The sequence below is a fragment of the Terribacillus saccharophilus genome (assembly GCF_000725365.1).
Classification (GTDB): Bacteria; Bacillota; Bacilli; order Bacillales; family Amphibacillaceae; genus Terribacillus; species Terribacillus saccharophilus.
This window is the reverse complement of record NZ_CP008876.1, coordinates 2,394,716-2,419,603: the sequence shown is the minus strand read 5'-3', so window position 1 is coordinate 2,419,603 and position 24,888 is coordinate 2,394,716. Positions and strand designations below refer to the sequence as shown.

Annotated in this window: 24 protein-coding genes; 9 read left to right on the top strand and 15 right to left on the bottom strand. The window is 44.5% G+C overall.

Annotation, left to right across the window (positions count from 1 at the left end):
* Nucleotides 1-9: 9 nt before the first annotated feature.
* On the bottom strand, nucleotides 10-1,341 hold the full coding sequence (locus tag GZ22_RS12265; protein WP_038562947.1) for a hemolysin family protein: 1,332 nt from the start codon (nucleotides 1,339-1,341) through the stop codon (nucleotides 10-12).
* A 329-nt stretch (nucleotides 1,342-1,670) separates the two neighbouring features.
* On the opposite strand from GZ22_RS12265, the gene GZ22_RS12260 reads away from it, so the two are divergent.
* Nucleotides 1,671-2,729: a tartrate dehydrogenase gene (locus tag GZ22_RS12260; RefSeq protein WP_038562944.1), complete on the top strand. Its 1,059-nt coding sequence runs from the start codon at nucleotides 1,671-1,673 to the stop codon at nucleotides 2,727-2,729.
* A 38-nt stretch (nucleotides 2,730-2,767) separates the two neighbouring features.
* Here the strand turns inward: GZ22_RS12260 and GZ22_RS12255 are convergent, their stop codons facing one another.
* Together GZ22_RS12255 and GZ22_RS12250 are read right to left on the bottom strand one after the other, a co-directional pair.
* Nucleotides 2,768-3,505, bottom strand: coding sequence for a hypothetical protein (locus GZ22_RS12255; RefSeq protein WP_038562941.1), 738 nt, complete (start codon nucleotides 3,503-3,505; stop codon nucleotides 2,768-2,770).
* A gap of 223 nt (nucleotides 3,506-3,728) precedes the next feature.
* Nucleotides 3,729-4,775, bottom strand: a complete 1,047-nt coding sequence (locus GZ22_RS12250; protein WP_038562938.1) for an NAD(P)/FAD-dependent oxidoreductase — start codon at nucleotides 4,773-4,775, stop codon at nucleotides 3,729-3,731.
* A gap of 209 nt (nucleotides 4,776-4,984) precedes the next feature.
* On the opposite strand from GZ22_RS12250, the gene GZ22_RS12245 reads away from it, so the two are divergent.
* The 3 genes from GZ22_RS12245 to GZ22_RS12235 are packed head-to-tail and all read left to right on the top strand — an operon-like array spanning nucleotide 4,985 to nucleotide 7,944.
* Complete coding sequence (locus tag GZ22_RS12245) at nucleotides 4,985-5,905, top strand: iron-hydroxamate ABC transporter substrate-binding protein (protein ID WP_038562935.1); 921 nt, start codon at nucleotides 4,985-4,987, stop codon at nucleotides 5,903-5,905.
* 42 nt (nucleotides 5,906-5,947) lie between these two features.
* Entirely contained in the window at nucleotides 5,948-6,943 is a 996-nt protein-coding gene (locus tag GZ22_RS12240) for a FecCD family ABC transporter permease (protein WP_038562933.1), read from the top strand.
* Nucleotides 6,940-7,944, top strand: a complete 1,005-nt coding sequence (locus GZ22_RS12235) for a FecCD family ABC transporter permease (RefSeq protein ID WP_038562930.1) — start codon at nucleotides 6,940-6,942, stop codon at nucleotides 7,942-7,944. The genes GZ22_RS12240 and GZ22_RS12235 overlap by 4 nt, the downstream gene beginning before the upstream one ends.
* Before the next feature lie 29 nt (nucleotides 7,945-7,973).
* On the opposite strand, the gene GZ22_RS12230 is transcribed toward GZ22_RS12235, so the two are convergent.
* From GZ22_RS12230 to GZ22_RS12220, 3 genes are read right to left on the bottom strand one after another with little or no spacing between them, the layout of a single operon-like run.
* Nucleotides 7,974-8,324, bottom strand: a complete 351-nt coding sequence (locus GZ22_RS12230) for a DMT family transporter (RefSeq protein ID WP_038562927.1) — start codon at nucleotides 8,322-8,324, stop codon at nucleotides 7,974-7,976.
* A 13-nt stretch (nucleotides 8,325-8,337) separates the two neighbouring features.
* Nucleotides 8,338-8,652: a DMT family transporter gene (locus GZ22_RS12225; protein ID WP_038562925.1), complete on the bottom strand. Its 315-nt coding sequence runs from the start codon at nucleotides 8,650-8,652 to the stop codon at nucleotides 8,338-8,340.
* A 1-nt stretch (nucleotide 8,653) separates the two neighbouring features.
* Complete coding sequence (locus GZ22_RS12220) at nucleotides 8,654-9,193, bottom strand: TetR/AcrR family transcriptional regulator (RefSeq protein WP_038562922.1); 540 nt, start codon at nucleotides 9,191-9,193, stop codon at nucleotides 8,654-8,656.
* A 337-nt stretch (nucleotides 9,194-9,530) separates the two neighbouring features.
* On the opposite strand from GZ22_RS12220, the gene GZ22_RS12215 reads away from it, so the two are divergent.
* From GZ22_RS12215 to licT, 3 genes are all read left to right on the top strand, one after another.
* Nucleotides 9,531-9,734 (top strand): hypothetical protein, encoded by a 204-nt coding sequence (locus tag GZ22_RS12215; protein WP_038562919.1) that lies wholly within the window; start codon nucleotides 9,531-9,533, stop codon nucleotides 9,732-9,734.
* Nucleotides 9,735-9,747: 13 nt separating this feature from the next.
* Nucleotides 9,748-10,197: a spore coat protein gene (locus GZ22_RS12210; RefSeq protein WP_038562916.1), complete on the top strand. Its 450-nt coding sequence runs from the start codon at nucleotides 9,748-9,750 to the stop codon at nucleotides 10,195-10,197.
* A 663-nt stretch (nucleotides 10,198-10,860) separates the two neighbouring features.
* Entirely contained in the window at nucleotides 10,861-11,706 is an 846-nt protein-coding gene (gene licT / locus GZ22_RS12200) for a BglG family transcription antiterminator LicT (RefSeq protein WP_038562912.1), read from the top strand.
* Nucleotides 11,707-11,740: 34 nt separating this feature from the next.
* On the opposite strand, the gene GZ22_RS12195 is transcribed toward licT, so the two are convergent.
* The 4 genes from GZ22_RS12195 to GZ22_RS12180 all read right to left on the bottom strand — a co-directional run bounded on the left by GZ22_RS12195 (nucleotide 11,741) and on the right by GZ22_RS12180 (nucleotide 14,423).
* A complete protein-coding gene (locus GZ22_RS12195; RefSeq protein ID WP_038562910.1) occupies nucleotides 11,741-12,778 on the bottom strand; it encodes a ribonucleotide-diphosphate reductase subunit beta in 1,038 nt (345 codons plus the stop codon).
* Nucleotides 12,766-13,215, bottom strand: coding sequence for a flavodoxin (locus GZ22_RS12190; protein WP_038562908.1), 450 nt, complete (start codon nucleotides 13,213-13,215; stop codon nucleotides 12,766-12,768). The genes GZ22_RS12195 and GZ22_RS12190 overlap by 13 nt, the downstream gene beginning before the upstream one ends.
* A gap of 258 nt (nucleotides 13,216-13,473) precedes the next feature.
* Nucleotides 13,474-13,980: a DinB family protein gene (locus GZ22_RS12185; RefSeq protein WP_038562906.1), complete on the bottom strand. Its 507-nt coding sequence runs from the start codon at nucleotides 13,978-13,980 to the stop codon at nucleotides 13,474-13,476.
* Between the two features lie 2 nt (nucleotides 13,981-13,982).
* A complete protein-coding gene (locus tag GZ22_RS12180; protein ID WP_038562904.1) occupies nucleotides 13,983-14,423 on the bottom strand; it encodes an NUDIX hydrolase in 441 nt (146 codons plus the stop codon).
* Nucleotides 14,424-14,541: 118 nt separating this feature from the next.
* Here GZ22_RS12180 and GZ22_RS12175 point away from each other — a divergent pair, with 118 nt between their 5' ends.
* Together GZ22_RS12175 and GZ22_RS12170 are read left to right on the top strand one after the other, a co-directional pair.
* Nucleotides 14,542-15,750 (top strand): MFS transporter, encoded by a 1,209-nt coding sequence (locus GZ22_RS12175; protein ID WP_038562903.1) that lies wholly within the window; start codon nucleotides 14,542-14,544, stop codon nucleotides 15,748-15,750.
* Between the two features lie 28 nt (nucleotides 15,751-15,778).
* Nucleotides 15,779-16,222, top strand: coding sequence for a MarR family winged helix-turn-helix transcriptional regulator (locus GZ22_RS12170; protein WP_038565985.1), 444 nt, complete (start codon nucleotides 15,779-15,781; stop codon nucleotides 16,220-16,222).
* Between the two features lie 32 nt (nucleotides 16,223-16,254).
* Here the strand turns inward: GZ22_RS12170 and GZ22_RS18995 are convergent, their stop codons facing one another.
* The 5 genes from GZ22_RS18995 to kdpA form a co-directional block, all read right to left on the bottom strand.
* Entirely contained in the window at nucleotides 16,255-19,293 is a 3,039-nt protein-coding gene (locus GZ22_RS18995; protein WP_051748255.1) for a collagen-like protein, read from the bottom strand.
* Between the two features lie 153 nt (nucleotides 19,294-19,446).
* Complete coding sequence (gene kdpDN, locus GZ22_RS12160; protein WP_051748253.1) at nucleotides 19,447-20,580, bottom strand: KdpD-like non-kinase potassium sensor; 1,134 nt, start codon at nucleotides 20,578-20,580, stop codon at nucleotides 19,447-19,449.
* On the bottom strand, nucleotides 20,580-21,152 hold the full coding sequence (gene kdpC / locus GZ22_RS12155; RefSeq protein WP_038562900.1) for a potassium-transporting ATPase subunit KdpC: 573 nt from the start codon (nucleotides 21,150-21,152) through the stop codon (nucleotides 20,580-20,582). Before kdpC ends, kdpDN begins: the two co-directional genes overlap by 1 nt.
* A 12-nt stretch (nucleotides 21,153-21,164) precedes the next feature.
* Nucleotides 21,165-23,219 (bottom strand): potassium-transporting ATPase subunit KdpB, encoded by a 2,055-nt coding sequence (gene kdpB / locus GZ22_RS12150; protein WP_051748251.1) that lies wholly within the window; start codon nucleotides 23,217-23,219, stop codon nucleotides 21,165-21,167.
* 14 nt (nucleotides 23,220-23,233) lie between these two features.
* Nucleotides 23,234-24,880: a potassium-transporting ATPase subunit KdpA gene (gene kdpA, locus GZ22_RS12145; RefSeq protein ID WP_038562897.1), complete on the bottom strand. Its 1,647-nt coding sequence runs from the start codon at nucleotides 24,878-24,880 to the stop codon at nucleotides 23,234-23,236.
* Between the last annotated feature and the right edge of the window lie 8 nt (nucleotides 24,881-24,888).

The following is a 24,888-nucleotide window of genomic DNA, read 5'->3' as shown; positions in this document are numbered from 1 at the left end:
GGCGTTTCTTTAATTGGAGATGCTTTCTTCCAGCTGTTCGACCTGGGTTTGTTTGCGCATTTCCACTTCAACGATTTGATGATTCAGTGTCTCAGTTATTTCCCACTCATATCCATGAGCTTCTATTACGCTATGCTCTTCGATACTGCGAAGATTGGTGAGCATCCAGCCACCGATTGTATCGACTTCTGCTTCGTTTACGAAACGAATATTGAATTGCTCCTCAATTTCCTCAAGCAGAACGCGGCCATTGAGGCGGTACTTATTTTCTGTAACCTTTTGAATATCCGGTTTTTCATTTTCATCGAATTCGTCGCGAATTTCACCGACGATTTCTTCAAGCATATCCTCCATCGTTACGATACCAGCAGTTCCGCCGTACTCATCGACGACTAGCGCAATATGAACACGTCTTTTCTGCATTGTCAGAAGCGTATCATTCAGACTTGTTCCTTCATGAACTGTCGGGATTGGATGAATGAACGCATCCAAATTCTTATCCTCTTTTGACGTGAAGTCAGTGAGCATTTCTTTGACGTTAACAAAGCCGTAAATCCGGTCTTTATCACCGTCTTCTGTTACAGGATAGCGTGTATATTGATGCTCAACCATCACTTCCTGGATTTCTTGTCGTGTCATCGTATCAGAGATAGCAATTACCTGTGTCCGCGGGACAAGGATATCCTTGACGACGCGATCGTTGAATGTGAAGATGTTTTCCATATAATCCAGCTCAGTCTTGTTGATTTCACCGCTCTGGAAGCTTTGTGCCATGATGATCTTCAGTTCCTCTTCGGAGTGGGCCTGCTCATGCGCAACTGGCTTAACGCCAAACATGCGTAGGAATACGCGTGCAGATCCATTCAATGTGTAGATAAAAGGTGCCATCAGTTTTCCAAACCAGTACAGCGGACGCGCCAGAATGAGCGTCATCTTCTCTGTATATTGGATTGCCAATGTTTTCGGAGCCAGCTCACCGATAACGACGTGTAAGAATGTCACGACGGCAAAGGCAATGGCGAATGAAAGAATGGTAGAAAGAGATTCTGATAAACCGAAGTACTCGAATACTGGGTGTAATATCTTTTCGACAGTCGGTTCACCGAGTGCACCTAGAACCAGTGCAGTGACAGTGATACCTAGCTGGCAGGCAGATAAGTAGTAATCGAGATCACGGACAAGCTTCTGTACGACTAAGGCGGTCTTGTTCCCTTCCTCGATGAGCTGTTCGATTCGTGACATACGTACTTTCACGACTGCGAACTCGGCACCGACGAAGAATGCCGTCAGAATGATGAACAAGGCGACTAAAGCTAAATTAAGTGCTAATAATGGGTCCAAATTTTCCCCCTATACAGGGGTTCACCTCCGTATGATGTTGTATTTCTATATTGGTGTCTTCTTTCGCTGCGATAAAATGTTCAATACCTTCACCTTCCCAAGGGAATCGCCTCCTTTCAGTTTTGAAAAAAAGCCCCCATCTCGTTACCGGGATGGAGGCTTTTATCTCCGCTCTTTTATACTAGCTTATCGAGATTATAAGGTATATATGCTGTATTTTCAAATAAATCACCATGAAATATTTTAGAATTTTATTTCACTCATGTAGAATAATAGTAACCGCTAACATACAGGGGAACGATTATAGAAGCCTAGCAAGGAGGAGACGTATGAAAAAATTAAAGATTGCAAGCTTACCGGGAGATGGAGTTGGTAAAGAAGTAGTTCCAGCAGCGCAGAAAGTTTTGAAAGCGATTTCCGAGGTGCATGGCGGATTACAGTTTGAGTTCACTGAGTATCCATGGAGCTGTGAATATTATCTGGAACATAATCAAATGATGTCTGATGATGCATTGGATCGCTTACAGGATGCAGATGCTATTTTTCTTGGAGCTGTTGGGAATCAGAAGCTCGTACCAGACCATATCTCATTATGGGGAATGCTTATCAAAATACGGCGTGAATTCGAACAGGTTATCAATATTCGACCTGCCAAGCTACTAAAGGGCATCACATCTCCACTTACCAACCCTAAGGACTTTGATTTATTAGTTGTACGGGAGAATAGTGAAGGAGAATACAGTGAAGTTGGCGGCCGGATTTTCCGAGGTGAGGACGAGGTTGCAATTCAAAATGCGATATTCTCAAGACGCGGCACAGAACGCGCTATGCGCTATGCATTTGAACTTGCCGCAAAGCGCCGAAAGCATGTAACCAGCGCTACGAAGTCAAATGGAATTGTTCATTCTATGCCGTTTTGGGATGAAGTCTTTCAATCTGTGAAAAGTGATTATCCGAATATCGTAACAGACAGTCAGCACATCGATGCCCTCGCCGCTTTCTTTGTCACGCAGCCGCAGCGTTTTGATGTTATCGTCGCCAGCAATCTATTTGGTGATGTTCTTACCGATATCGGCGCTGCCATCATGGGAAGTATCGGTATTGCTCCTGCTGCCAATATCAATGTGAACGGTAAATTCCCTTCCATGTTCGAACCTGTCCACGGTTCTGCTCCAGATATCGTCGGTAAAGGTATCGCCAATCCGCTCGGGCAAATATGGACAGCGAAGTTAATGCTCGATCATTTTGGTGAGGAAGAGCTTGGAGTTAAACTGCTGGATATTATTGAAGATGTGACAGCAGCTGGGATTCTGACTCCTGATTTGGGCGGGAAATATGGTACGGCGGATGTCACGGCAGCAATTGTGGAAAGAGTACACAAACTATAGTTCAAGGAAAAAGAAGCTGCCGTCTGGCTGCTTCTTTTTTAAATATTGCTTTCGCTCTCAAATGAAACTGATTCCATGATCGTTTTGAAGACTTCTTTATCTTGTTCATAGTTCTCATCCATTGTATTAAAAGAGAAAATATATGCTGTTCCATCGTGGATGATGGTATTTTGCTGTAGTGTGAAGCCTTCCATCATGCTGATTAGTTCATTCGTTTCCATGCCATTAATCTCGTATGTTTCATCACTATTATACTCATAGCCAGTTTGCTGCTTTGCGAGTGCAATATACGTTTCCAGTGTAAGATCTGGGAATGTAGAAATATCCTCTGCTACGACACTGACCGTTGTAGAGCCATATTGATAGCCAACCATAGGTATGCCCATTTCTTCCATTTCACCTAAAGAAATATAATCTGACGGCAACTCAAATGTAACGCCTTCAAATGTTACTTTTCCATCTACAGGTTCAGCAGATGAGGTTTCAGATTCTAATGTGTCAGCTTCCAATACATCTGTACCTTCCTCTTGGACAGGAGGATCACTTTCGGGCAGTTCTGCACTATCCTCTTCTGTGGTAAAAAAATCATCTGGCTTTGCTGCTTCTTCGTCTTTGCTAGCATTTGTATCTAATTCCGCTGTTTCTTGATTCTCATTAGCAGATGATTCTGTTTCTGTTGCTTCGCTTTTAGCGTTTTCGTCGGTTGTGCTCGCCCCACAGCCACACAGGAATAGGAGTAATGCAGCAAATGGCGCAATCAGAAATTTTTTTCTCATTTCATCACCTCGGTAAGCTATACCACCAGCGATGAAGAAATAAGCAGATATTGTAATTGAATGTAAAATAAAGGTACTTTCTTCATAAATATGGATTTCCCACTGGTTCTGTTATACCAACACCTTTCCATATAACATCTGCCAATAGTCTGTGTACCCTATGTCGTCGACCTGTTCATACTTCCTTTTTACATAAAAGAAAAAGAGCGCAATATATGCGCTCTTAAACCAATTTCTGTGTAAGCTCTTTATTACGCTGCTTGAACAATACGTTATGAGAAGAAACCATACCCCAGCTGTCTGCAGCAGGCTCGATATACTGTTTCGCTTTATTGACAGCATTCGCTGCATCCTGGAAGCAGCCGGCAATCAACGTGACCTTTCCATCATGCTTCAGAATATCTCCTGCAGCAAATAGACCAGGTACAGAGGATTCACCGCTTGATGTTCCAGCGATATAGTAATTATCCAGTAACGTGATATCCACTTCACTGTTTTGGATCAGATCCATATCTCTTTCATAGCCATGATTCACAATTACCTCATCAATTGGCAAGAACGTAGTCTCATTCGTTTCATGATTCGTCAATTCAACACGTTCAATGTTTTGCTGGTTCGGACATGCCACGAGTTTCGTGATTGATGTACAAAGGAAACACTTGGCACCGCTGCACTGTAATCGCTCTACTGATGCTTCATGACCTTTCAGCGCCTCATTGCGATATGTAACGTATACCTGTTTCGCGATAGGCTCCAGCTCATTTGCCCAATCGACAGCAGAGTTACCGCCACCGGAGATGATGACAGTTTTATCCTTGAAGCGCTGCATGTCTTTCACTGTATAGTTAAGGTTCGCTACCTCAAACCGCTCACAGCCTTCGATAGACAGCTTTTGCGGATTTAGTATTCCGCCGCCAACTGCTACAATGATTGTCTTCGAATAGTGGACTGTTCCACTTGCAGCGTGAAGTTCAAAGATACCATCATCGTTCCTTTTAATGCTTGTTACTTTCTCGTTCAATACCACTTCCGGATCGAAGGTAAGCGCCTGCTCTGTCAGCTGGTCAATCAGCTTGCCTGCTGGAAGCGGCGGTAATCCGCCTACGTCCCAAATCATCTTTTCCGGATAAACATGCAGCTTCCCGCCCAAGTAAGGCTGAAACTCAATGATTTTCGTCTTCATTTGCCTTAACCCACTATAGAAAGCGGAATATAATCCCGCTGGACCTCCACCAATGATCGTTACATCATAGAGCAATTCTTCCTGCACACTGACTCCTCCTTTAATCCGATAGTGATAATCATTCTCATTCAAATATAACGGAAAAAATTCTCAAAATCAATGTTGACATACAAATTTTCTGCCTTTATGATGGAATCAAGCGAGATTGATAATCATTCTCATTCTCATCGTATAACCCTGGTGCCCTGTCCCCCTAACAGGGCACTCCCCCCTAAACATGAGGAGTGACATACATAATGAAAAAGCTATTCCCGGTATTATTTATTTTAATACTTGTATTAGCTGCTTGTGGCAGCAATACATCTAACTCTGAAGAGAAAGCGTCTTCATCCGGAAGCGAGAGCGACACCATTACGTACGAATCAGAAAATGGTTCAGTTGAGGTACCTGCTAAGCCACAGCGAGTTGTCGTTCTTTCCTCTTATGTGGGTGATTTGATTGATTTAGATGTACCAATCGTCGGAGCTGATGCTTGGTCCATGCAGAATCCACGCTTTGAGGATGCATTGAAGGATGCAGAAGAAGTAACTGAAGATGACCTGGAGAAGATCATCGAGCTCAAACCGGACTTGATCATAGGTCTTACCGGATTGAAAAATCTCGATAAGCTGAAAGAAATTGCCCCTACTGTTACGTTCACTTACGGCAAATTGGATTATCTTGATCAGCACGTTGAAATCGGTAAGCTCGTCAATAAAGAAGACGAGGCACAGACTTGGGCTGATGATTTCACAAAGCGTGCCACAGAAGCTGGTGAGCAGATTAAGGAACAAATCGGAGCTGACGCGACAGTATCTGTTGTCGAGAATTTTGATAAACAGCTGTACGTGTATGGTGATAACTGGGGACGCGGAACCGAAGTATTGTACCAGGCAATGGGCTTGAATATGCCTGAGAAAGTAAAACAGGATGCTCTGGAGGCAGGTTACTTCGCATTATCGACAGAAGTATTGCCTGAGTATATGGGTGACTATGTTATCTTCAGCAAATTCGATGATGCAGATACATCTGTCGAAGACTCCGAGTCCTTCCAGAATACGACTGCAGCAAAAAATAATCAGGTATATGAAGTCGATGGAAATGCCTTCTACTTTAACGATTCCAATACACTGGATTATCAGTTAGAATTTATCAAAGAGAGCTTCCTAGGAAAATAGGAAGCTCTTTCCCTTATCCTTACATAGAAAGATGGCTGGCCGATGAAGAACATACCTTTTGTTTTGAAACTTGTTATTGGAATCCTATTGTCTATTTCAGCATTTGCTGTGGCTTTGTCTCTTGGTGCTGCCGATATTTCCTTACGTGATATCTGGAATGCATTATTCAGCAGTCAAACCAATGAGGATATTCTAATCATCCGTGAAAACCGGCTGCCGCGTGAAGTTGGGGCCTTTTTTGTTGGAGCAGCTTTAGCTGTGGCGGGTGCCATTATGCAGGGGATGACACGTAATCCACTTGCAGATCCAGGTCTGCTCGGTTTGACAGCTGGAGCGAATGCAGCGCTGGCAGTTGCTATAGCGTTCATTCCTCAAGCAAATTACATTGTTATTATAATTGCCTGCTTTATCGGGGCTGCTGTTGGCGCCGGTCTTGTATTTGGGATTGGATCACTTCGTCTAGGCGGTCTTTCTCCGGTCAAAGTCGTACTGGCTGGTGCTGCTGTATCCGCCTTGTTATATGCAGTATCCGAAGCAATCGGCTTAAGCTTTAAGCTGTCCAAACAAGTTTCGGCTTGGACAGCCGGCGGTCTAGTCGGTGTTAACTGGACGCAGTTAAAGCTCGTTATTCCAATCATACTGGCAGGAATCATCTTGTCGTTATTTCTTTCACATCAGCTAACGCTTCTCAGCTTAAGTGATGAAGTAGCTGTAGGCCTTGGTCAGAAGACCTTTGCAATCAAGGCATTATTATTCCTTGTGACCATCCTGCTGGCAGGAGCATCTGTCGCATTGGTCGGTAATATGACATTCATCGGTCTGATGATTCCCCATATTGTCCGCTTTTTTGCTGGAACGGATTATCGATATATACTGCCATTGTCGTTTTTTGCCGGAGGAACATTCATGCTGCTAGCTGATACGGCTGCACGGACAATCAATGCACCTTATGAAACACCACTTGTGGCTATCGTCGCTGCACTTGGTCTGCCATTCTTCTTATTCATCGTCCACCGGGGAGGTCGCGCTTACTCATGAAAACAGCAAAAAAAGGCAAACAAGCGATCTTGATGATTTCTCTGGTTGCGTTGATCCTTGTTACAATCATTATCGGTATGGGACTTGGTCCTGCCTCGTTATCTTATAATCGTTTACTGCCAACATTATTTGGCAATGGAACTTTTCCTGAATCATTTGTTCTGTTTGATATTCGGCTTCCTCGTATCACAATTACACTGCTCGCAGGAATGGCACTAGCTCTGTCTGGTACAATTCTGCAAGGAATCACGAGGAATGATCTGACAGATCCCGGTATCATCGGTATAAATTCTGGGGCTGGATTAGGTATTGCAGTGTTCTTCCTATTCATGCCAATCGATGCAGGAAGCTTTGCATATGTCCTGCCGCTTGTAGGATTTGTTAGTGCACTTGCGACAGCAATGCTGATTTATCTTTTCTCCTACAGCAAACAGCACGGTCTCCAGCCGGTCCGCCTCGTATTGGTGGGTGTCGGTTTCTCTATGGCTTTATCCGGTATGATGATCGTCCTAATATCCTCTGCTGACAGGGAGAAAGTAGATTTCATCGCTAAGTGGCTGGCGGGAAATATTTGGGGCACAGACTGGCCGTTCGTCCTTGCGCTGCTGCCGTGGATCCTTATCATCCTGCCACTTACACTTTATATGGCAAATCGGCTCAATGTGTTGGCTCTAAGTGAAGAAGTCGGAGTTGGTATCGGTGTACAGCTGAATCGCGATCGTATCATTCTTATGATTGCAGCAGTAGCAATTGCTGCGGCGGCTGTTTCCGTTGCTGGGGGCATCAGCTTTGTTGGTTTGATGGCACCACATATCGCACGAGCACTTGTAGGTGCCAGACATCAATACGTGCTTCCTGTTGCCTCCTTGATCGGCGGCTGGCTCTTGCTGCTGGCAGATACAATCGGACGCAATATAACAACAGTTGATGGACTTCCTGCCGGCATTGTTGTTGCCTTCATCGGCGCTCCTTATTTTCTATATCTTTTGCTGAAAAAATAAGAGGTACTGCATATGCAGTACCTCTTTTCTTATTGAGCTGATGCCTCTTTTTCTTTTGCTTCTTTATGTTGCGTATTCAATAAGACGAGTCCGACAATAACCAATGCCAAGCCGATAAATTTCATCCAAGAAGCCGATTCTTCAAATACAGTGATACCAATCATTGCTGTCAGTGCTGTTCCTGCACCGGACCAGGTCGCATAGGCCGTAGATAATGACATGGATTTCAACGTGAAGGACAAAAATAGGAATGCGCCTAGATATCCGACTACTACTATTATTGATGGAAGCAAGATAGAAAAACCATCCGATACTTTCAGCATGGATGATGCTATCGTCTCCAGTACAATTGCTAATGCAAGAAAAATACCTGCTTTCATTTTACATCACCCTTCACTTCGATAAGTTCATCAATACAAGCCCAACCAACAGTATGGCGATGCCCAGAGCACCCTTTTTATTAACCTTCTCTTTGAAAAGCAATACACCGATCACAACAGTCAAAATGGTACCAATACCACTCCATGTCGCATAGACAACCCCCAGCGGAAGGGACTGCAATGTGATGGATAGCGCGTAGAAGCTGATGCCATACCCCACTACTATACCGATCACTGGCAGCAGACGTTTAAATCCATCTGAAAGTTTCAGCATTGTTGAACTGAAGACTTCAAAAAGAATGGATGCAGCCAAGAATAAATAAGACATATTAAACCCCCTCTTCTTTATCTATACGTTCAAGCAGCTTGTGCAATAAGTCGGCAGCGAAAGCGGATGTGCTTGTAGTTCCTGCCATTTCATTGAACCAAAGACCATCACAGACATAGCGAATAGTAGCAGCCTCTTCCCAATCCAATCCATCTTGATCAAACTGCTGCTGCCATCTCGCATAGCCTTCTTTCCAGATACCCATGATTTCCGGGTGGTCACTGAAAATAGAAATAAGTGCACTGCTGCGATGTGTGCCGCCTTTTTGGATATCTTCTATTGTTGCTAATGCATAAGCCCGGGCGTATGCTCCTCTTCCGTTTGGCTGTTCACTTAAATAACGAGATATGGCTTCTTCAAACTCTCGAATTGCGGCTGTATTCAGCTCCTGAAATAATGCTTCCTTTGTGCGGTAATGATACAGCAGACCGCCTTTGCTGATTTCTGCAAGCTTAGCTATTTTCTCAAGTGTGACGTTGCTGACGCCCTCTTCCAGAATGAGCACGGATGCTGCATCAAGGATTTTATCTTGTGTTTTCATATTTCCTCCCCTAACCGTCCAGACGGTACAGTAATAAAAATAACATTTACATTTGATCTTTGCAAATCAAATTACGAAGGAAAACAATAAGAAGACATCTTACACCATCTGCCTATCAACTTCTATATCGATTCGAAAATATGTCATAAGTCTATTAGAGACACCTGTCCTTTTTTACTTCAATAAGGACTTTTATCTAGTTAAAACAGAGACATCTATTCTACTTTCCGAAAAAATAGGTTTTTCATAGCTGTAATTTACCCACTACAAAATTACAAATCCTCATAGTCTACACTATACGAATGAAAAACTTATTAAAGAAGGAGGCTGGCCATTCATGGATGAGAATTTCAAGAAAAAGTTCATGGAAGCTGCTGGAAGCAATCCACAAGGATCCATTATGGATTTACTGCTGACGGATGTTCTAGCAAAGCATGGGGTATCCGATAATGCTCTACGTAACCTTTCCCCCGAAAGAAAAAATCAAATCAAGAAGATTTCTGATGAACTTCAGTTAGAGCTTAAACGAATACTAGATTAAGGAGGTGATATAGATGAGTGATGTTTGGCGTCCAGATAGAAACCAAAAGTGGAGTGCTCTAGATCCAAGAACAGCAGCGTCCTTTTCAGATCCAGATTTGAATCAAGAAGCTAGACAGAAATCCGTAACAGAACAGTTCTCTAAGGAAAGTATCTATGTTGTCGATTCTGTGGATGTAGAAGTATCAACAACTGACACGCAAGCGGCTCTAACTATTCAAGCGGCTTTGCAAGCAGCTATTGCAGTCATCTTGAATATCTCTATTGCTGATAGCAGCAGAGCTGATCAGATTGCCCAGGAACTATTCCAGAAAGCTACTATCAAACAGAAAAACGTTCAAAAGACTGTTGTAAAAAATTCCCGTAATGTTCGCGTAACAACAACAGATACCGATATAGCTGTAAATGTTCAATTGCTTGTTCAATTGCTAGTAGCACTACTTGTAAGAGTAGATATCTTGTAAGTCATTAAGGAGCCGGGTGCACTGCTCGGCTCTTTATCTTTACATAGTATAGAATTATTTCACATATTTTTTGTCATAAAATCCATACTTCTATTGCGATTGTTATTAATTTTCTTCAATCTTCGAAAAGAATTTCCTGCTAACATTTGCAGCAAGGCAGATATAGTTGATGTTTTTCTAGACTTATGTTCAAAGGACTTTCCAGTTATCCATTTCACTAAATAAAAAAGTGCTGCTTCTGCAGCACTCTATCGATTATTATTTATTCTTTTGATAGTGATTATTTTTTCTTATTCCTACCAGAAATAACGTTGTTGATAGCATACTTAATACGAGAAAAACTACTACTACTAAAACAAAGTCAAGGTTGCTTTCCAGCATAAAAATAAAACTGATGATAGTAACGAATTCAATAATGCCAGCAATCAAGAATATAGGCAATACACCAGGAGCAATAATGAATACCTCCTTTTTAAGCTGTTTTCACTTCTAGTTTATCAATTCCACATTATGGATAAAAGGAATAAAAGACCTATATTGCAGGAAAAGCATATAAGCTCACTAATTTGTCATGTAATTAAGATAATGCCGATTGTAATCGTTATCATTTTCCTATACTATATACCTAGATAGTTTATCCTTTCTAAGGAATAGGTGGTCCTGATGCAGATCAAGCAAGTGTTGAATAATAACGTCATCACCGTCTTGGGCGAGCAGGAGCAAGAGCTTGTCATCATGGGACGGGGAATTGCCTTTGGCTGTAAAGCTGGCGATGAAGTGGATGAAACAAGGATTGAAAAGACATTTAAGCTCGATGATAAGGAAATGAACAAACGATTGATGGAATTATTATCTGAGATTCCACTTTCCTTTGTCGAAGTATCCGAAGAGATTATCCAATATGCCAAGCAACACACAAATAAGAAGATACATGACAATATCTATGTCAGCCTGACTGATCATATCTACTACGCCGTTGAAAGATATAAGCAGGGAATCGATATAAAAAATGCACTGCTTTGGGAAACCAAACGATTTTATCCAGATGAATATCGCATCGGTCAGCATGCGCTTTCGATTATTGCGGAAAAAGTTGGCATTATTCTGCCTGAGGATGAAGCAGGCTTCATTGCCTTGCACATCGTCAATGCTCAAATGAATGAAGATATGCCAGTGATGATTAATATTACGAAGTTTATCCAAGATGTCCTTCATATCGTGAAATTCCATTTTGGTATTGAATACGATGAAGAGTCGCTGGCCTACTACCGTTTTGTTACACACTTAAAATTCTTTGCTCAAAGGATATTGAACCACCGGAAACAAAAGGACGAAGATAATAGCTTGTTTGAAATGGTAAAAACCAACTACAGTAAAGCCTATGCATGTGCACAGAAGGTTCAGTCCTATATCCAGAAAATGTACCAAGAGCAGCTGACTAATGAGGATCTGCTTTACCTGACAATCCATATTCACCGAATTGTACAGAAGAAAGAAGAATACAGATAGAGCCAGCCGTCACCGGCTGGCTCTATTGCTGTTCTTATAGATCATCGAATCCGTTCAGATCACTTGTTTTCGTATACTGACGGGATTTTTGTTCGAAGAAATCGGATTTCGTACCATTGAAGTTATCTGTGTAGGCACGAATCCATTTCATCGGATTCTTTTCGTAGCCTTCGTAAATTTCGCTCAGTCCAAGCATACGAAGCATTTTATTCGCACGATATTTCACGTAGCCTTCCATGTCATCAAGGTTGATACCATCGATACCGTCCAATACATAACGGCTCCAGCGTGTTTCTTGCTCTACTGAATGACGGAATTGATCATACACCCACTCAATGAATTCGTCGTTATTGTACTCTGGATTTTCCGCTAGTGTCGCGCGGAACAATTCACTGATAAAACGACCATGATGCAGTTCATCCCGGTTGATGTAGGAAATCATCGTAGATGTGCCGACCATTTTTTGATTACGCGCCAAATTATAGAAGAACGCGAAACCGCTGTAGAAGAATAATCCTTCCAACAATGTAGAGTACACCATTGCTTTAAGAACTGTCTCGATTGTCGGATTTTGCGCGAATTCGTTATAAACAGCTGCAATGCGTTCGTTCCGCTCTAACAAGACTTTATCCGTACGTCCTTCGTTAAAGGAAGCAATTTGGTTATCGTAATTTGTAACAGAAGCAAGTACATACGTATAGCTGTGGTTATGTTCGCTTTCCTGATCAGCAATAGTTGCTAAAATCGATTTGACACTTGGGTCTGTCGAATAAGCAGCTATTTTAGAGGCGATATCCGTTTGAGGACCGTCCAATGTCGCCAGCAAACCAATAATCTTCAGGAATGCTGTCCGCTCCTGATCGGATAAATTCGCAAATTGCTTCGTATCTGCCACCATATTCACTTCATTGGCAGTCCAGAACAAACCTCGAATTGTTTTGCGCAGTTCATAGAAATGCGGGTAAGCAACGTTATCCCAATGCAGGATTCCGCTTGCATCTCCGTTAAATAATGCAGTAGATTTATTTGGATTCGTCGGCTCCAGAACGGTAGCCTTCATCAATTTAGACATTTCAATACTCCTCTCGTCCATTCCAATACTTCTTCTTCCTGAGATCCTCTTGGTGATTGTTCTATTTTGAGCGGAGCAATTGGCGAATGATAGAACTTGGCAAGCTTGTCCGCTGCCATGCAAAACATATCATCACCGCCAAATTGCGTATCACCAGTGCCGAACACGAACACCTTCTCCGGCTTATATCCAACATCCGCCACAAAATCCTTCACATCGAATGGGGTATCACCTGATCCCCATGTATACGTACCAATCAGCATCGCATCATAATCTGGCACATGTGGAAACTGCTCATTGCCATTCATGCAATAAAGCGTTACATCCTGCTGCTTATGCGTCAGCTCTTCCGCAATAAGCTTGGCAACTTCCTTCGTATTACCGCTGACGGAAGCATAGGCGATGAGTAAGGTTTTTGTTTGGAGGGATTTCGGCATCGTCGCTAATCCTCTTTCAGAAAGTCCCATCGTATCAGTCCATTCTGTTCAATATTTTATCATATTCCGAGTCGATTCGATACTGTAAGCTGTTCCCTCTATTCTATCAGAGAAAACTATATATGGATATGATACTTCAGTTAAATTATATATGTAGTATTATTCAGTTAACTTTCTGTGTCTAATTAGAAACTAGCACACAAAAAAGCCGGACTTTGGCTGCCGGCCTATTTCTCAGACATTCTTTTCAACTTAAACCTACTCGCCCTTTAATTCCACTTCACTACTAAGGTAGCTTATAGCGACAGGAGCTCGGTTCATCTGTCGAGCCCAAATTGATAATTGCCCCATATGATGAACAGAATGAAAGATAATATGGTGCAGAATACTATCCACACTATACTTGCTGTCATCCCAACTGACGTTAATTTCTTTGTCTATTTGCAAATGTGGCAATTCCTCTCGTATGAACGTATCTGCCATCTCCATCGTTTGAGTAGAAATCTCTTCCACTGATGCTAGCGTATTATAATCTTGAATAGTTAGTGGTACATCATTCTTTCCTCTTATTGCGTTTATCCAGCTATTTTCTACGTCAATGATATGAAGTAATGTTTCCAATATACTACCTTGCCCTCCAGTACGGCTCTTGTTAAGTTCTGTAACCGGAATTGACTTACACCATTCCAGCCAACTATATCTAACATGCCAGCTGTACTGGAGGGAGGAGAGGTAATATTGTGGAAGTTCCGAACTTCTATTCATATTCATTCCTCTTTTGTTACCGAATGAATAACCCCTTCATCCACATAAGGCACGCCATTTCCAAGCAAATTCTCAATTCCGCCTGGATGATATGTCATCACTTTATCCACTTCATCATAAGACTTCCATGCAGCTTCAGATATTTTCTCCGTATCCTGTATTAGTATTTCGTCATTTAGCTGCTTAGCTTTAAACGTTACAAAGGTAGCGTGTTCATTGATAGCTTGTAATTTTGCCTCGTTTACAGCAACAATAGTCGTTACTTCTACATCCAAACCTGTTTCTTCCTTTGCTTCCCGTACTGCAGCTTCGGCCAAGGATTCACCTGCTTCGACTAAGCCGCCCGGTAATGTCCAACTGTCGTTCTTTTTGTTATGTACCATAAGAATTTGCTGTGTCTTTTCATTATGAATCAATGCGTAGGCTACTCGTACTTCTTTCATTTCCATACCTCCTCTATTCTTTATCTCCAGTATATACCAAATAGGAATTTCCCTGTTGACATCAATAAAATAAACCCATATAGTTTAGTTTAGTTAACTTAATTATGAGGTGCTTACAATGAAAGCTTTATTTAAGAACAAACAATTCAGCTGTCTGCTCTTTTCCGAGCTCTTTACGGTCTTGAGTTTCTCCATGTATATGATTACAGTGTCCTGGTATGTGGTTGATGTGCTGCATCATCCTCAGTATCTTGGCTTGGTAATGGCAGCTGCTTCGATACCACGTATGATCACAATGATAATTGGCGGCGTACTCGCTGATCGCATACAAAAATCTAAGATTTTGTTCAGCACGCAATTGCTAAAGGGTGTTTTATTAGGTATCCTGCTTTGGAGTGTAATGGACGATTCCTTAACTTTAGCTCTACTACTGATTGTGTCCTTTTTCATCGGCTGTTTGGACGGTTTTTTCTTCCCAGCTCTTTCGTCTTTAATCCCGAGCATTGTTTCTCAGAAACAACTGCAGCCTGCCAATACACTTATTCATAGCTCACAGGAATTGCTTTATTTAATTGGTCCTGTTGCTGCTGGCGCTATCTTGCATTATTACAATTTCAGTGCTACTTTTGCTGTCAGCATTGTTGCTACTTTAATAGGAGCCTGTTTTGTTTTCCCAGCTTTTATTAAGGATGCAAAGCCAGATAAGCACAAAGAAAAAACTTCATTTATTACGGAATTTAAAGAAGGATATCGTTATCTGCGATCCTCTTCTATATATATATCTGCAATAAGCATTATTATCATCGTGAATTTCTTTGTTTTCGGTCCGATGTTCCTTAGCTTGCCTATCCTGGCTGAAGAACTTGGCGGCAGCGCTTTGGATCTTAGCTTCCTAGAGGCTGGTTTCTCTATTGGTTCCCTGACGGCCACTATCTTCTTACTTTTTTTCACATTAAAAAAGAATCGTGGAAGGCTAATTCTTATATTCCTGATTGCCAGTGTTTTAGCTCTTGGAGTCTTTAGTCAAATCCCAAGTTTACATTGGCTGATCCCGGTTGCAGCAATGATTGGATTCTTCGGTTTTATAACGTACATTCCAACTGATGTCATCATTCAGGAGAAAACCGATCCGGCGATGATGGGAAGGGTCATGAGTATCGTATTCTTGGCTTCCACAGCATTCGACCCTATTTCTCAAACCCTATTCAGTTCCTTAATGAGCGTTGGTTTTTCTGCACGTATTCTTCTTGCCGCATTCGCTGGTACCGGATTACTTATGGCGGCTCTAGTATTTGCAAAAGCTAAAAAATGGCGTAATATGCAATAAAGAAGTTGTTTTGGAAGGAACGATGCACATGAGCCGTTCGTATAAGGAAATAATCCGAAGAATGAATGAAGCCTATGAGGAGTTTGGCATTCTTATCTCCCAAGAGACAAAGAAACTTGATGAGCTGGATTTAACGGTTCAGCAGGAATACATGCTGTCTTATATCCAGAGAAACAAGCAAACTACAGCCAACGATATTGCAGCAGATTTCGGCATCTCCAAAAGTGCTGTTAGCCAAGTACTATCTAAACTGGAGAAAAGAGACATGATCACAAAGCAAGCCAATCCCACAAATAAGCGGGAATACTTCTTGGCTCTTGGAAACAATGGCCGAGAGTACATGGATAGTCTCAAGCAATTAGACGAGATACTCATCGATAAATATTATTCCAAGATTGACCTTGAGGAATTGCATCAAATGACAAAAACAATGGTGCGCATTAATAACGTTATTCGGGAACAAAAGAAATAGAGGTGCAGCCAATTGGCTGCACCTCTATTTTTCTAGCTTAAACGGATGATTGTTAGTGATGCTCCAGTAGAGCCTCCGCCATTTAGCGTTGCCGTACCTACCAATCCGAATAATTGTAAAGCTACAGTATTTCCTGCTGTTAGATTGGTAATAACTTCGCCATAATAACTTGATATTGAGACAGCAGGACTTACTACTGTTCCCGCAACCTGCGCACCATTCACTACAATTCGCGAGGAGATTAAAAGCGCCGCAGTTACGTTTATTTGATAAGTGATATAATACCTTCCTGTTGCAGGTACAGTGAATGTTGCCGCTCCACCGTTATAAACAAAACCATCTAAGTTCTGCGCATTGGGAAGTGGTATATTAGTGCCTCCTAACAACACAGCTATAACGCTTCCGCTTGTATTAGCTGCATACATAGAACTGTCAGTGACGCCAGTACCAGTAGCTCCGGTTATTCCTGGTGTCCCGGTTGGGCCTGCTACTCCGGTTGCTCCCGCTGCTCCGGTTGGGCCTGCTACTCCGGTTGCTCCTACTGCTCCGGTTGGGCCTGCTATTCCCGTCGCTCCCGCTGGGCCGGTTGGACCTGCTACCCCAGTTGCTCCCGCCGCTCCGGTTGGACCCGCTATTCCTGTTGTTCCGGCTGGACCAGTTGGACCTGCTATTCCCGTCGCTCCTGCTGGACCAGTTGGACCTGCTGCTCCGGTTGGACCTGCTATTCCTGTTGCTCCTGCTACTCCAGTTGGACCTGCTATCCCGGTCGCTCCCGCTATTCCTGTTGCTCCTACTGCTCCGGTTGGGCCTGCTATTCCCGTCGCTCCCGCTGCTCCAGTTGGACCTGCTACTCCTGTTGGACCCGCTATTCCTGTTGTTCCGGCTGGACCAGTTGGACCTGCTATTCCCGTTGCTCCCGCTGCTCCGGTTGTACCCGCTATTCCTGTTGTTCCGGCTGGACCAGTTGGACCTGCTACTCCGGTCGCTCCCGCTGCTCCAGTTGGACCTGCTACTCCTGTTGCTCCCGCTGGGCCAGTTGGACCTGCTACTCCTGTTGCTCCCGCTGGGCCAGTTGGACCTACTACTCCGGTGGCTCCCGCTGCTCCAGTTGGACCTGCTACTCCTGTTGCTCCCGCTGGGCCAGTTGGACCTGCTACTCCTGTTGCTCCCGCTGGGCCAGTTGGACCTACTACTCCGGTGGCTCCTGATGGGCCAGTCGGGCCTGCTATTCCCGTCGCTCCCGCTGCTCCGGTTGGACCTACTGATCCTGTGGCTCCTGGCGCTCCAGTTGCTCCTGCTATTCCGGTCGCTCCCGCTGGGCCAGTTGGACCTGCTACTCCAGTTGGACCTGCTACTCCTGTTGCTCCCGCTGGGCCAGTTGGACCTGCTACTCCGGTGGCTCCTGATGGGCCAGTCGGGCCTGCTATTCCCGTCGCTCCCGCTGCTCCGGTTGGACCCGCTATTCCGGTTGTTCCGGCTGGACCAGTTGGACCTGCTATTCCTGTTGGGCCTGCTGGACCAGTTGGACCTGCTATTCCCGTTGCTCCCGCTGGACCAGTTGGGCCTGCTATTCCTGTTGCTCCCGCCGCTCCGGTTGGTCCTGCTATTCCTGTTGCTCCCGCTGCTCCAGTTGAACCTGCTATTCCTGTTGCTCCCGCTGGGCCGGTTGGGCCTGCTATTCCCGTCGCTCCCGCTGCTCCAGTTGGACCTACTACTCCGGTTGCTCCCGCTGGGCCAGTCGGACCCGCTACTCCGGTTGCTCCTGCTGGGCCAGTTGGACCCGCTATCCCGGTCGCTCCCGCTGCTCCAGTTGGGCCTGCTATTCCGGTCGATCCCGCTGCTCCAGTTGGACCTGCTACTCCTGTTGCTCCCGCTGGGCCAGTTGGACCCGCTACTCCGGTTGCTCCTGCTGGGCCAGTTGGACCCGCTATCCCGGTGGCTCCAGGCTCTCCGGTTGGTCCGGTGATACCAGTTAAAAGTACAGTGTAGTCTGCCGAGGTACCTGGTATTCCTGCAGGTGATGCTATATTGCTGATATATAAATCACCCTCGTAACTTACTACCTGACCCGCAGGATAGAACGGAGCAGCCGCTGCATCAAAGGGAACTATTCCTTCTAAGCCAATACCAGTCGCTCCTGTTATGCCTGTTGTACCAGTAATACCAGAGATCAAAAAGCTGTAATCCGGTGATATGCCAGGAATACCTGTTGGCGCAGCAACTTCAGTAATATAGAGTCCACCTTCGTAACTGACCACCTGATCTGCAGGATAAAATGGGGCAGCTGCTGTACTGAAAGGTACAACACCAGCCAGCCCTGCTCCGGTTGCTCCAGTCAATCCTGTTGTTCCCGTAGCTCCCGTAATGCCAGATAACAGCAAAGAATAATCAGGTGAGGCTCCCGGTAGTCCGGTTGGAGCTGCAACATTAGTTATATAAATACCGCCATCATAGCTGACAGTCTGACCTGCAGGGTAAAATGGAGCTGCTGCCGAATCGAATTCTACAATGCCGGTTAAACCGACTCCTGTAGCCCCAGTAATACCTGTTGTCCCTGTATTACCCGTTGCACCAGCCGAAACAAGTAATGTATAGTCTGGTGAACTGCCTGGTGTTCCGCTAGGCGAAGCTATATTGGCAATATAAAGACTCCCATCATAAGTAACAGCCTGACCAGCTAGATAAGACGGAGCTTCAGCTGGATCAAAAGGCAGTACACTTCCTCCACCAATACCTGTTGCACCAGTTGGTCCGGTTGGACCGATGGGCCCAGGTATGCCTGTAGCCCCTGCAGCTGCTAATAATGTGTAATCAGTTGAGCTGTCCGGCAACCCGCTTGGAGAAGGCACATTTGAAATATATAAGCTTCCGTTATACGTGACAATTTGCCAAACAGGATAAAATGGGGCAGCTGCCTCATTGAATGGGACCACCCCTTGCAACCCTACTCCTTGATCTCCTGTTGGACCTGTGGGTCCAGTCAATCCTGTAGCTCCAGTTGCTGCTGCATTAAACATATTTGGATAGAGGGTACCCTTGTTACATCCATTACCATTGTTCAAAGGAGTCAAATCTTCGCACCTCCAATTATTCGCTGCTGTCAGCATATGTTTCTAGCATCACAAAGGGAACAAACTTGAATTATATTTGGGGTGACCATATTCATAGCAGAATAATCGAATATTGCTCTTCTCCAAAATAAAAAGTATAGAGAAGAAAAATCTCTATACTTTTTCATTACGTATAGACTGCTGATCCGCAACAATATGAATGTCAATGTTGCACGTCTGTCGCATAATCGTATTTACAATAGATCCTTTCCAAATTTCTCCCCACCGTGTACGGGCAGACTGCCCCAATAGAATTTGAGTAATAAAATGTTTCTTTGCTTCCGAGACAATCGCGTTTGCTATACGCTTATTGGATTTATGCAGAAGAAAATGTGCATCGAACGTTGAGCAAAGCTGCCGAACATAGTCCACCTTCTCCTTTTCAGCCATTGCATCACGGGTCACGTGTAAAATATAAAGTTCCGCATTTAATCGATTTGCCATTCGATATCCGCGGCGTATCAGCCTTTCTGCAGTATCATTATGCTGCACGCAGATAAGTATCTTTTCATGTACACCTAAAGGTCCACGATAATCTGTTCCGTGCTGACGTTCCAGTTTCTCGTCCACTTCATCCGCAATCTCTCGAAGTGCCAATTCACGGAGCGCTGCAAGGTTGGATAGCTGAAAGTAATTTTGTAAGCTTTTCTGTATCCGATGAGACGGATAGATCTTTCCCTCCCGCAGCCGCTTTTGCAAGGTTTCAGGTGTTACATCAATCAGCTGAATTTCGTCTGCCTGCTGGACGAACAAGTCTGGCACACGTTCATTTACCCGAACTCCTGTAATCGTCTGGACGATGTCATGCACACTTTCCAAATGCTGAATGTTGACGGCAGCAAGTACATCGATGCCTTCATCCAGCAGTTCCATCACATCCTGATACCTCTTTGATTGCTTAGAACCTGGAATATTTGTATGCGCCAATTCATCTACTAAAACAACTTTTGGAGCACGTCGCAAAATCGCCTCTACATTCAACTCATAAAATGGGCGATCCTTATACACGATTTCCAACAAAGGGACTTGTTCCAAGTTTTCTATCTGCTCCGCTGTTTCCAACCTTCCATGCGTTTCAATAAAGCCGATAACAACGTCTGTCCCCTCTTTCTTCATCTGCCCGGCATCCGTCAGCATTTTATATGTCTTCCCGACACCAGGAGCGGCGCCGATGTATAACTTTAGACGTCCTCTCATATGAGTTGAAGCGGCGGCTAGGTATGCAGCTGCTTTATCATTGGTTTTCATTATTTCAACGCCCGCAGATCAATATTAAGCTGTAGTATGTTCACAGCTGGCGCTCCGAGCAGCTCTTCTACCTGTGATGTACGGTGTTGATCAATTAATTTGTATAGCTCCTCTTTTGGTATGCCACTAGCTTCCGCTATTCTCGGCACTTGAAATTCTGCTGCTTCCACCGATATATGAGGATCCAGACCAGAACCGGAATTTGTCACTAAATCCATTGGTACGATACCTCCATCTGGATTAGACGCTTGCTGTGTTCTTATTGCCTCTTCCGTTCGGGATATCAAATCTGGATTAGACGGTGCGTAGTTTGGTGTTCCAGACCCCGAAGCATCATTATCTATACTCGACACCCTGCCTTGGAATAACGCCGGATCAGTAAACGTTTGTCCTATCAGCTCTGAACCAATCACGCTGCCATTTTCACCCTCTATCAAACTGCCGTTAGCTTGATAAGGAAAGAATAGCTGACCGATACCCGTCACCGCCAAAGGGTAAAGAACACTGCACAAAACCAGGCATACTAATCCAAGCCGCAGTACAGGTACTATATTGGAAACTTGTTTATTCATATCTTTTGCCTCCTATAGAAACAGACTTAACAGCATATCAATCACTTTTATTCCGATAAACGGGACAACAACACCACCAAGTCCATATACAAACAGATTTTTCCTTAGTAGCTTATCTGCGGAAACGGGCTTATACGCAACACCTCTTACCGCCAGCGGTACTAGCGCAGGAATGATCAAGCCATTGAATAAAAGTGCTGACAGGATCGCTGTTGTCGGTGACTCGAGCTGCATAATATTTAAGACATTCATTTCCGGAATGCCAAGCACGAACAACGCTGGAATGATAGCAAAGTATTTGGCTACATCATTAGCTATACTGAAAGTTGTCAATGCTCCTCGAGTCATTAACAGCTGTTTGCCGATTGCTACTACTTCAATGATTTTCGTCGGATCAGAATCTAGATCAATCATATTGGCCGCTTCCTTCGCAGCCGTCGTTCCACTGTTCATCGCAAGCCCGACATCTGCTTGTGCCAATGCCGGAGCATCATTCGTTCCGTCTCCCGTCATCGCTACAAGCTTTCCTTGTGCTTGCTCCCGTTTGATTACGTCAATCTTGTCCTCTGGTGTGCTTTCTGCAATAAAATCATCAACACCGGCTTCTTTCGCTATGGTTGCTGCGGTAAGCGGATTGTCTCCGGTACACATAACTGTTTTGATACCCATCTTCCGCAGCTCGTCAAAGCGTTCCCTCATGCCTGGTTTGACGGTATCCTTTAAATAAATTAGTCCCAGGAGCTCCGTATCTACTGCAACGGCTAAAGGAGTGCCCCCCATTCTCGCGATATGATCGGCTTCTTCCTGCAAATCTTCCGGAATCTTACCACCGCGCTCCAGCACCCATGCTTTGACTGCTTCCACAGCACCTTTCCGATAACTGCCGCCATCAGCCAAATCCATGCCGCTCATTCTTGTTTGCGCTTGGAAAGGCACGAATGTCGCTTCTTCCCATTTCTCCCGATCCATTGCTATGCCCTGCTCTTCAGCCAAGCTAAGCACGGAACGTCCTTCTGGTGTTTCATCTTTCCAGGATGTAATAACTGCCGCTTGCATCAAAGCAGTCTTAGAGGCAGCTGCCACGGTTATGAAATCAGCGGCCATCCGGTTTCCGAAAGTAATGGTACCGGTCTTATCCAAGATGATTGTATCGATATCTCCGGCAGCTTCCACAGCTCGACCCGACATCGCCAAAACGTTAAAGCGTGTTACCCGGTCCATCCCGGCGATTCCGATTGCACTGAGCAGACCGCCAATCGTTGTTGGAATCAGACAGACAAGCAGCGCAACAAGCATGCCTGTATCAATGAAAAAGCCAATATAATTTGTGAAAAACGGCAACGTAATAACTACGAGCATGAAAATAATCGTCAAGCTAATCAACACCGTGTTTAAAGCTATTTCATTAGGTGTTTTCTTACGGTCTGCCCCTTCCACAAGTGCAATCATCCGATCAAGGAAGCTTTCCCCTGGCTGACTGGTGATTTCAATCGTAAGCTCATCACTGACTACTGTTGTACCGCCTGTTACTGAGCTAAAATCGCCTCCCGCTTCCTTTAGCACGGGAGCAGATTCACCGGTAATTGCTGATTCATCCACACTAGCCATACCTGCAATAATGGTTCCGTCCCCAGGGATGACCTCTCCTTCCTTTACAAGTACAACATCACCTTTTCGAAGATCAGCTGATGAGATGGTCTCCTCTTTTCCCCGGAGGAGACGTCTGGCAGCGGTATCCTGTTTGGTCTGCTTCAGCGTATTCGCTTGAGCCTTCCCTCTTCCTTCAGCCACCGCCTCCGCTATATTCGCGAACAGCACTGTCAGCAGCAGAATTGCTGAAACGCTCCAGTAAAACCCGCTACCCATTGTCCGGGAATGTTCGCCAGGAAAAACCGCGAGCATTAATGTCACTAAAAATCCTAGTTCAACGATGAAAAGAATCGGATTCCGAACCATATATGCAGGATGTAATTTCACTACTGCATCCACGCAAGCATCCTTCAAGATTTTCTTTGTAAATAAGCCTGTTGAGGGAATGTCATCTTTCCCTGCTGTATGTGCTAGCATATCAAGTCACTCTCCTATAAAGTTACGTATTCTGCAATCGGGCCAAGAACCAGGACAGGCAGGAATGTCAGTGCTCCGACCAGGAAGAAGGTACCGACTAATAAACTTGCGAATAGAGGGCTGTCTATCCGTAAACTTCCCTTGCTCTCTTGGACAGCTGTTTTCCTCGCTAGTGATGCTGCGACAGCGATAAGGGTGATGATAGAAATATAGCGTCCCAGAAACATAATAATCCCTGTAAGGACATTCCAGAATGTAGTAGCGTCCCCCAATCCTTCAAACCCTGAACCGTTGTTAGCTGCTGATGATGTAATCTCATACAGTACCTGCGTCAGACCATGATACCCAGGGTTTGATATTGCTTCGTTACCTGCTGGAAAGTACATTGCAATAGCTGTACCAAGCAGGATCAGTATTGGCTGGACGAGCAGTGTGATCGCTAGCAGTTTCATTTCAGCTCCCTCAAGCTTTTTACCAAGGAATGCTGGTGTGCGTCCTACCATTAAGCCAGCAATGAAGACTGCAATCATCACATAAAGGATGACATTCATAAATCCAGTCCCCCCCCCGCCGAAAACTGTATTTAATAGCATATTTCCAAGAGCGAGCATACCTGTAAGCGGGCTAAGTGTATCGTGCATCGTATTTACAGCACCGGTTTCTGCAGCGGTTGTGACAATGCTATAAAATACACTTCCGATAACTCCAAAGCGAGTTTCCTTTCCTTCCATCATCGCCCCCTGAAGCAAAGGATTGCCTTGCATCTCTGCCGCGATCCCAGCTGCAAGCATGACAAGAAATACAGCTGCCATTGCACCGAAAAGCATTACTCCCTGCTTCGGCTTTCCTGTCATTTTGCCGTATGTGAACGGCAAGGATGCGGGTAACAAAAGCATCAACCAGCATTGCAGCAGATTCGTATAGGCATTGGGATTCTCGAATGGGTGAGCAGAATTGACACCAAAGAATCCACCGCCGTTATTACCCAACTCCTTGATAGAAAGAAATGCTCCAATCGGTCCGCGCAGAATGCTTTGTTCTGCACCTGTTATCGTTGTTGCATGCACCGCTCCTGAGAATGTTTGCGGCACGCCAAGTGCAACGAATATGATTGCTGCGATGAAGGAAATCGGAAGCAGCACACGTACCAGCGCCCTTAAGAAATCCTCGAAGAAATTCCCGATCGGCTTACCTCCTAGGAGTCGGATGAATCCTATTGCGACCGCAAGCGCCGTAGAGGGTGCTGCGAACATCATGAACAAGATGGCAGTTAACTGTGAAAATAGAGATAAACCAGATTCCCCGCTATAATGCTGCAAATTAGTGTTTGTGATAAAACTGACAGCCGTATTAAAAGCTAAGGCTGGATCCATTCCCGCAATATCCAAAGGATTTAGCGGCAGAATACCTTGCAGGCGGAACACCGCATAAATGAACACTAGCAATACCATATTCAGCAAGAGCATCGAAAACACATATTGTTTCCACGTTTGCTTCTGTTTTTTGATGCCAGAAATGCTATATAAGATGTTTTCCACCGGCAGAAAAAACCGATCCAGCCGCGAATCTGAAAATACAGCGGCCATATATAAGCCCATAGGCTTCAGCGAAACTCCAATCAAAACGAGTACCAAAATCAGAGCAATTAGCGAAACGATCATCACGTGAA

Excerpts from the sequence above, each read along its gene's own strand:
- GZ22_RS12260 (WP_038562944.1), top strand. The coding sequence starts at position 1,671 with ATGAAAAAATTAAAGATTGCAAGCTTACCGGGAGATGGAGTTGGTAAA.
- GZ22_RS12255 (WP_038562941.1), bottom strand. The coding sequence starts at position 3,505 with ATGAGAAAAAAATTTCTGATTGCGCCATTTGCTGCATTACTCCTATTC.
- GZ22_RS12245 (WP_038562935.1), top strand. The coding sequence starts at position 4,985 with ATGAAAAAGCTATTCCCGGTATTATTTATTTTAATACTTGTATTAGCT.
- GZ22_RS12240 (WP_038562933.1), top strand. The coding sequence starts at position 5,948 with ATGAAGAACATACCTTTTGTTTTGAAACTTGTTATTGGAATCCTATTG.
- GZ22_RS12235 (WP_038562930.1), top strand. The coding sequence starts at position 6,940 with ATGAAAACAGCAAAAAAAGGCAAACAAGCGATCTTGATGATTTCTCTG.
- GZ22_RS12230 (WP_038562927.1), bottom strand. The coding sequence starts at position 8,324 with ATGAAAGCAGGTATTTTTCTTGCATTAGCAATTGTACTGGAGACGATA.
- GZ22_RS12225 (WP_038562925.1), bottom strand. The coding sequence starts at position 8,652 with ATGTCTTATTTATTCTTGGCTGCATCCATTCTTTTTGAAGTCTTCAGT.
- GZ22_RS12220 (WP_038562922.1), bottom strand. The coding sequence starts at position 9,193 with ATGAAAACACAAGATAAAATCCTTGATGCAGCATCCGTGCTCATTCTG.
- GZ22_RS12215 (WP_038562919.1), top strand. The coding sequence starts at position 9,531 with ATGGATGAGAATTTCAAGAAAAAGTTCATGGAAGCTGCTGGAAGCAAT.
- GZ22_RS12210 (WP_038562916.1), top strand. The coding sequence starts at position 9,748 with ATGAGTGATGTTTGGCGTCCAGATAGAAACCAAAAGTGGAGTGCTCTA.
- licT (WP_038562912.1), top strand. The coding sequence starts at position 10,861 with ATGCAGATCAAGCAAGTGTTGAATAATAACGTCATCACCGTCTTGGGC.
- GZ22_RS12195 (WP_038562910.1), bottom strand. The coding sequence starts at position 12,778 with ATGTCTAAATTGATGAAGGCTACCGTTCTGGAGCCGACGAATCCAAAT.
- GZ22_RS12190 (WP_038562908.1), bottom strand. The coding sequence starts at position 13,215 with ATGCCGAAATCCCTCCAAACAAAAACCTTACTCATCGCCTATGCTTCC.
- GZ22_RS12185 (WP_038562906.1), bottom strand. The coding sequence starts at position 13,980 with ATGAATAGAAGTTCGGAACTTCCACAATATTACCTCTCCTCCCTCCAG.
- GZ22_RS12180 (WP_038562904.1), bottom strand. The coding sequence starts at position 14,423 with ATGAAAGAAGTACGAGTAGCCTACGCATTGATTCATAATGAAAAGACA.
- GZ22_RS12175 (WP_038562903.1), top strand. The coding sequence starts at position 14,542 with ATGAAAGCTTTATTTAAGAACAAACAATTCAGCTGTCTGCTCTTTTCC.
- GZ22_RS12170 (WP_038565985.1), top strand. The coding sequence starts at position 15,779 with ATGAGCCGTTCGTATAAGGAAATAATCCGAAGAATGAATGAAGCCTAT.
- kdpDN (WP_051748253.1), bottom strand. The coding sequence starts at position 20,580 with ATGAAAACCAATGATAAAGCAGCTGCATACCTAGCCGCCGCTTCAACT.
- kdpC (WP_038562900.1), bottom strand. The coding sequence starts at position 21,152 with ATGAATAAACAAGTTTCCAATATAGTACCTGTACTGCGGCTTGGATTA.
- kdpB (WP_051748251.1), bottom strand. The coding sequence starts at position 23,219 with ATGCTAGCACATACAGCAGGGAAAGATGACATTCCCTCAACAGGCTTA.
- kdpA (WP_038562897.1), bottom strand. The coding sequence starts at position 24,880 with ATGATCGTTTCGCTAATTGCTCTGATTTTGGTACTCGTTTTGATTGGA.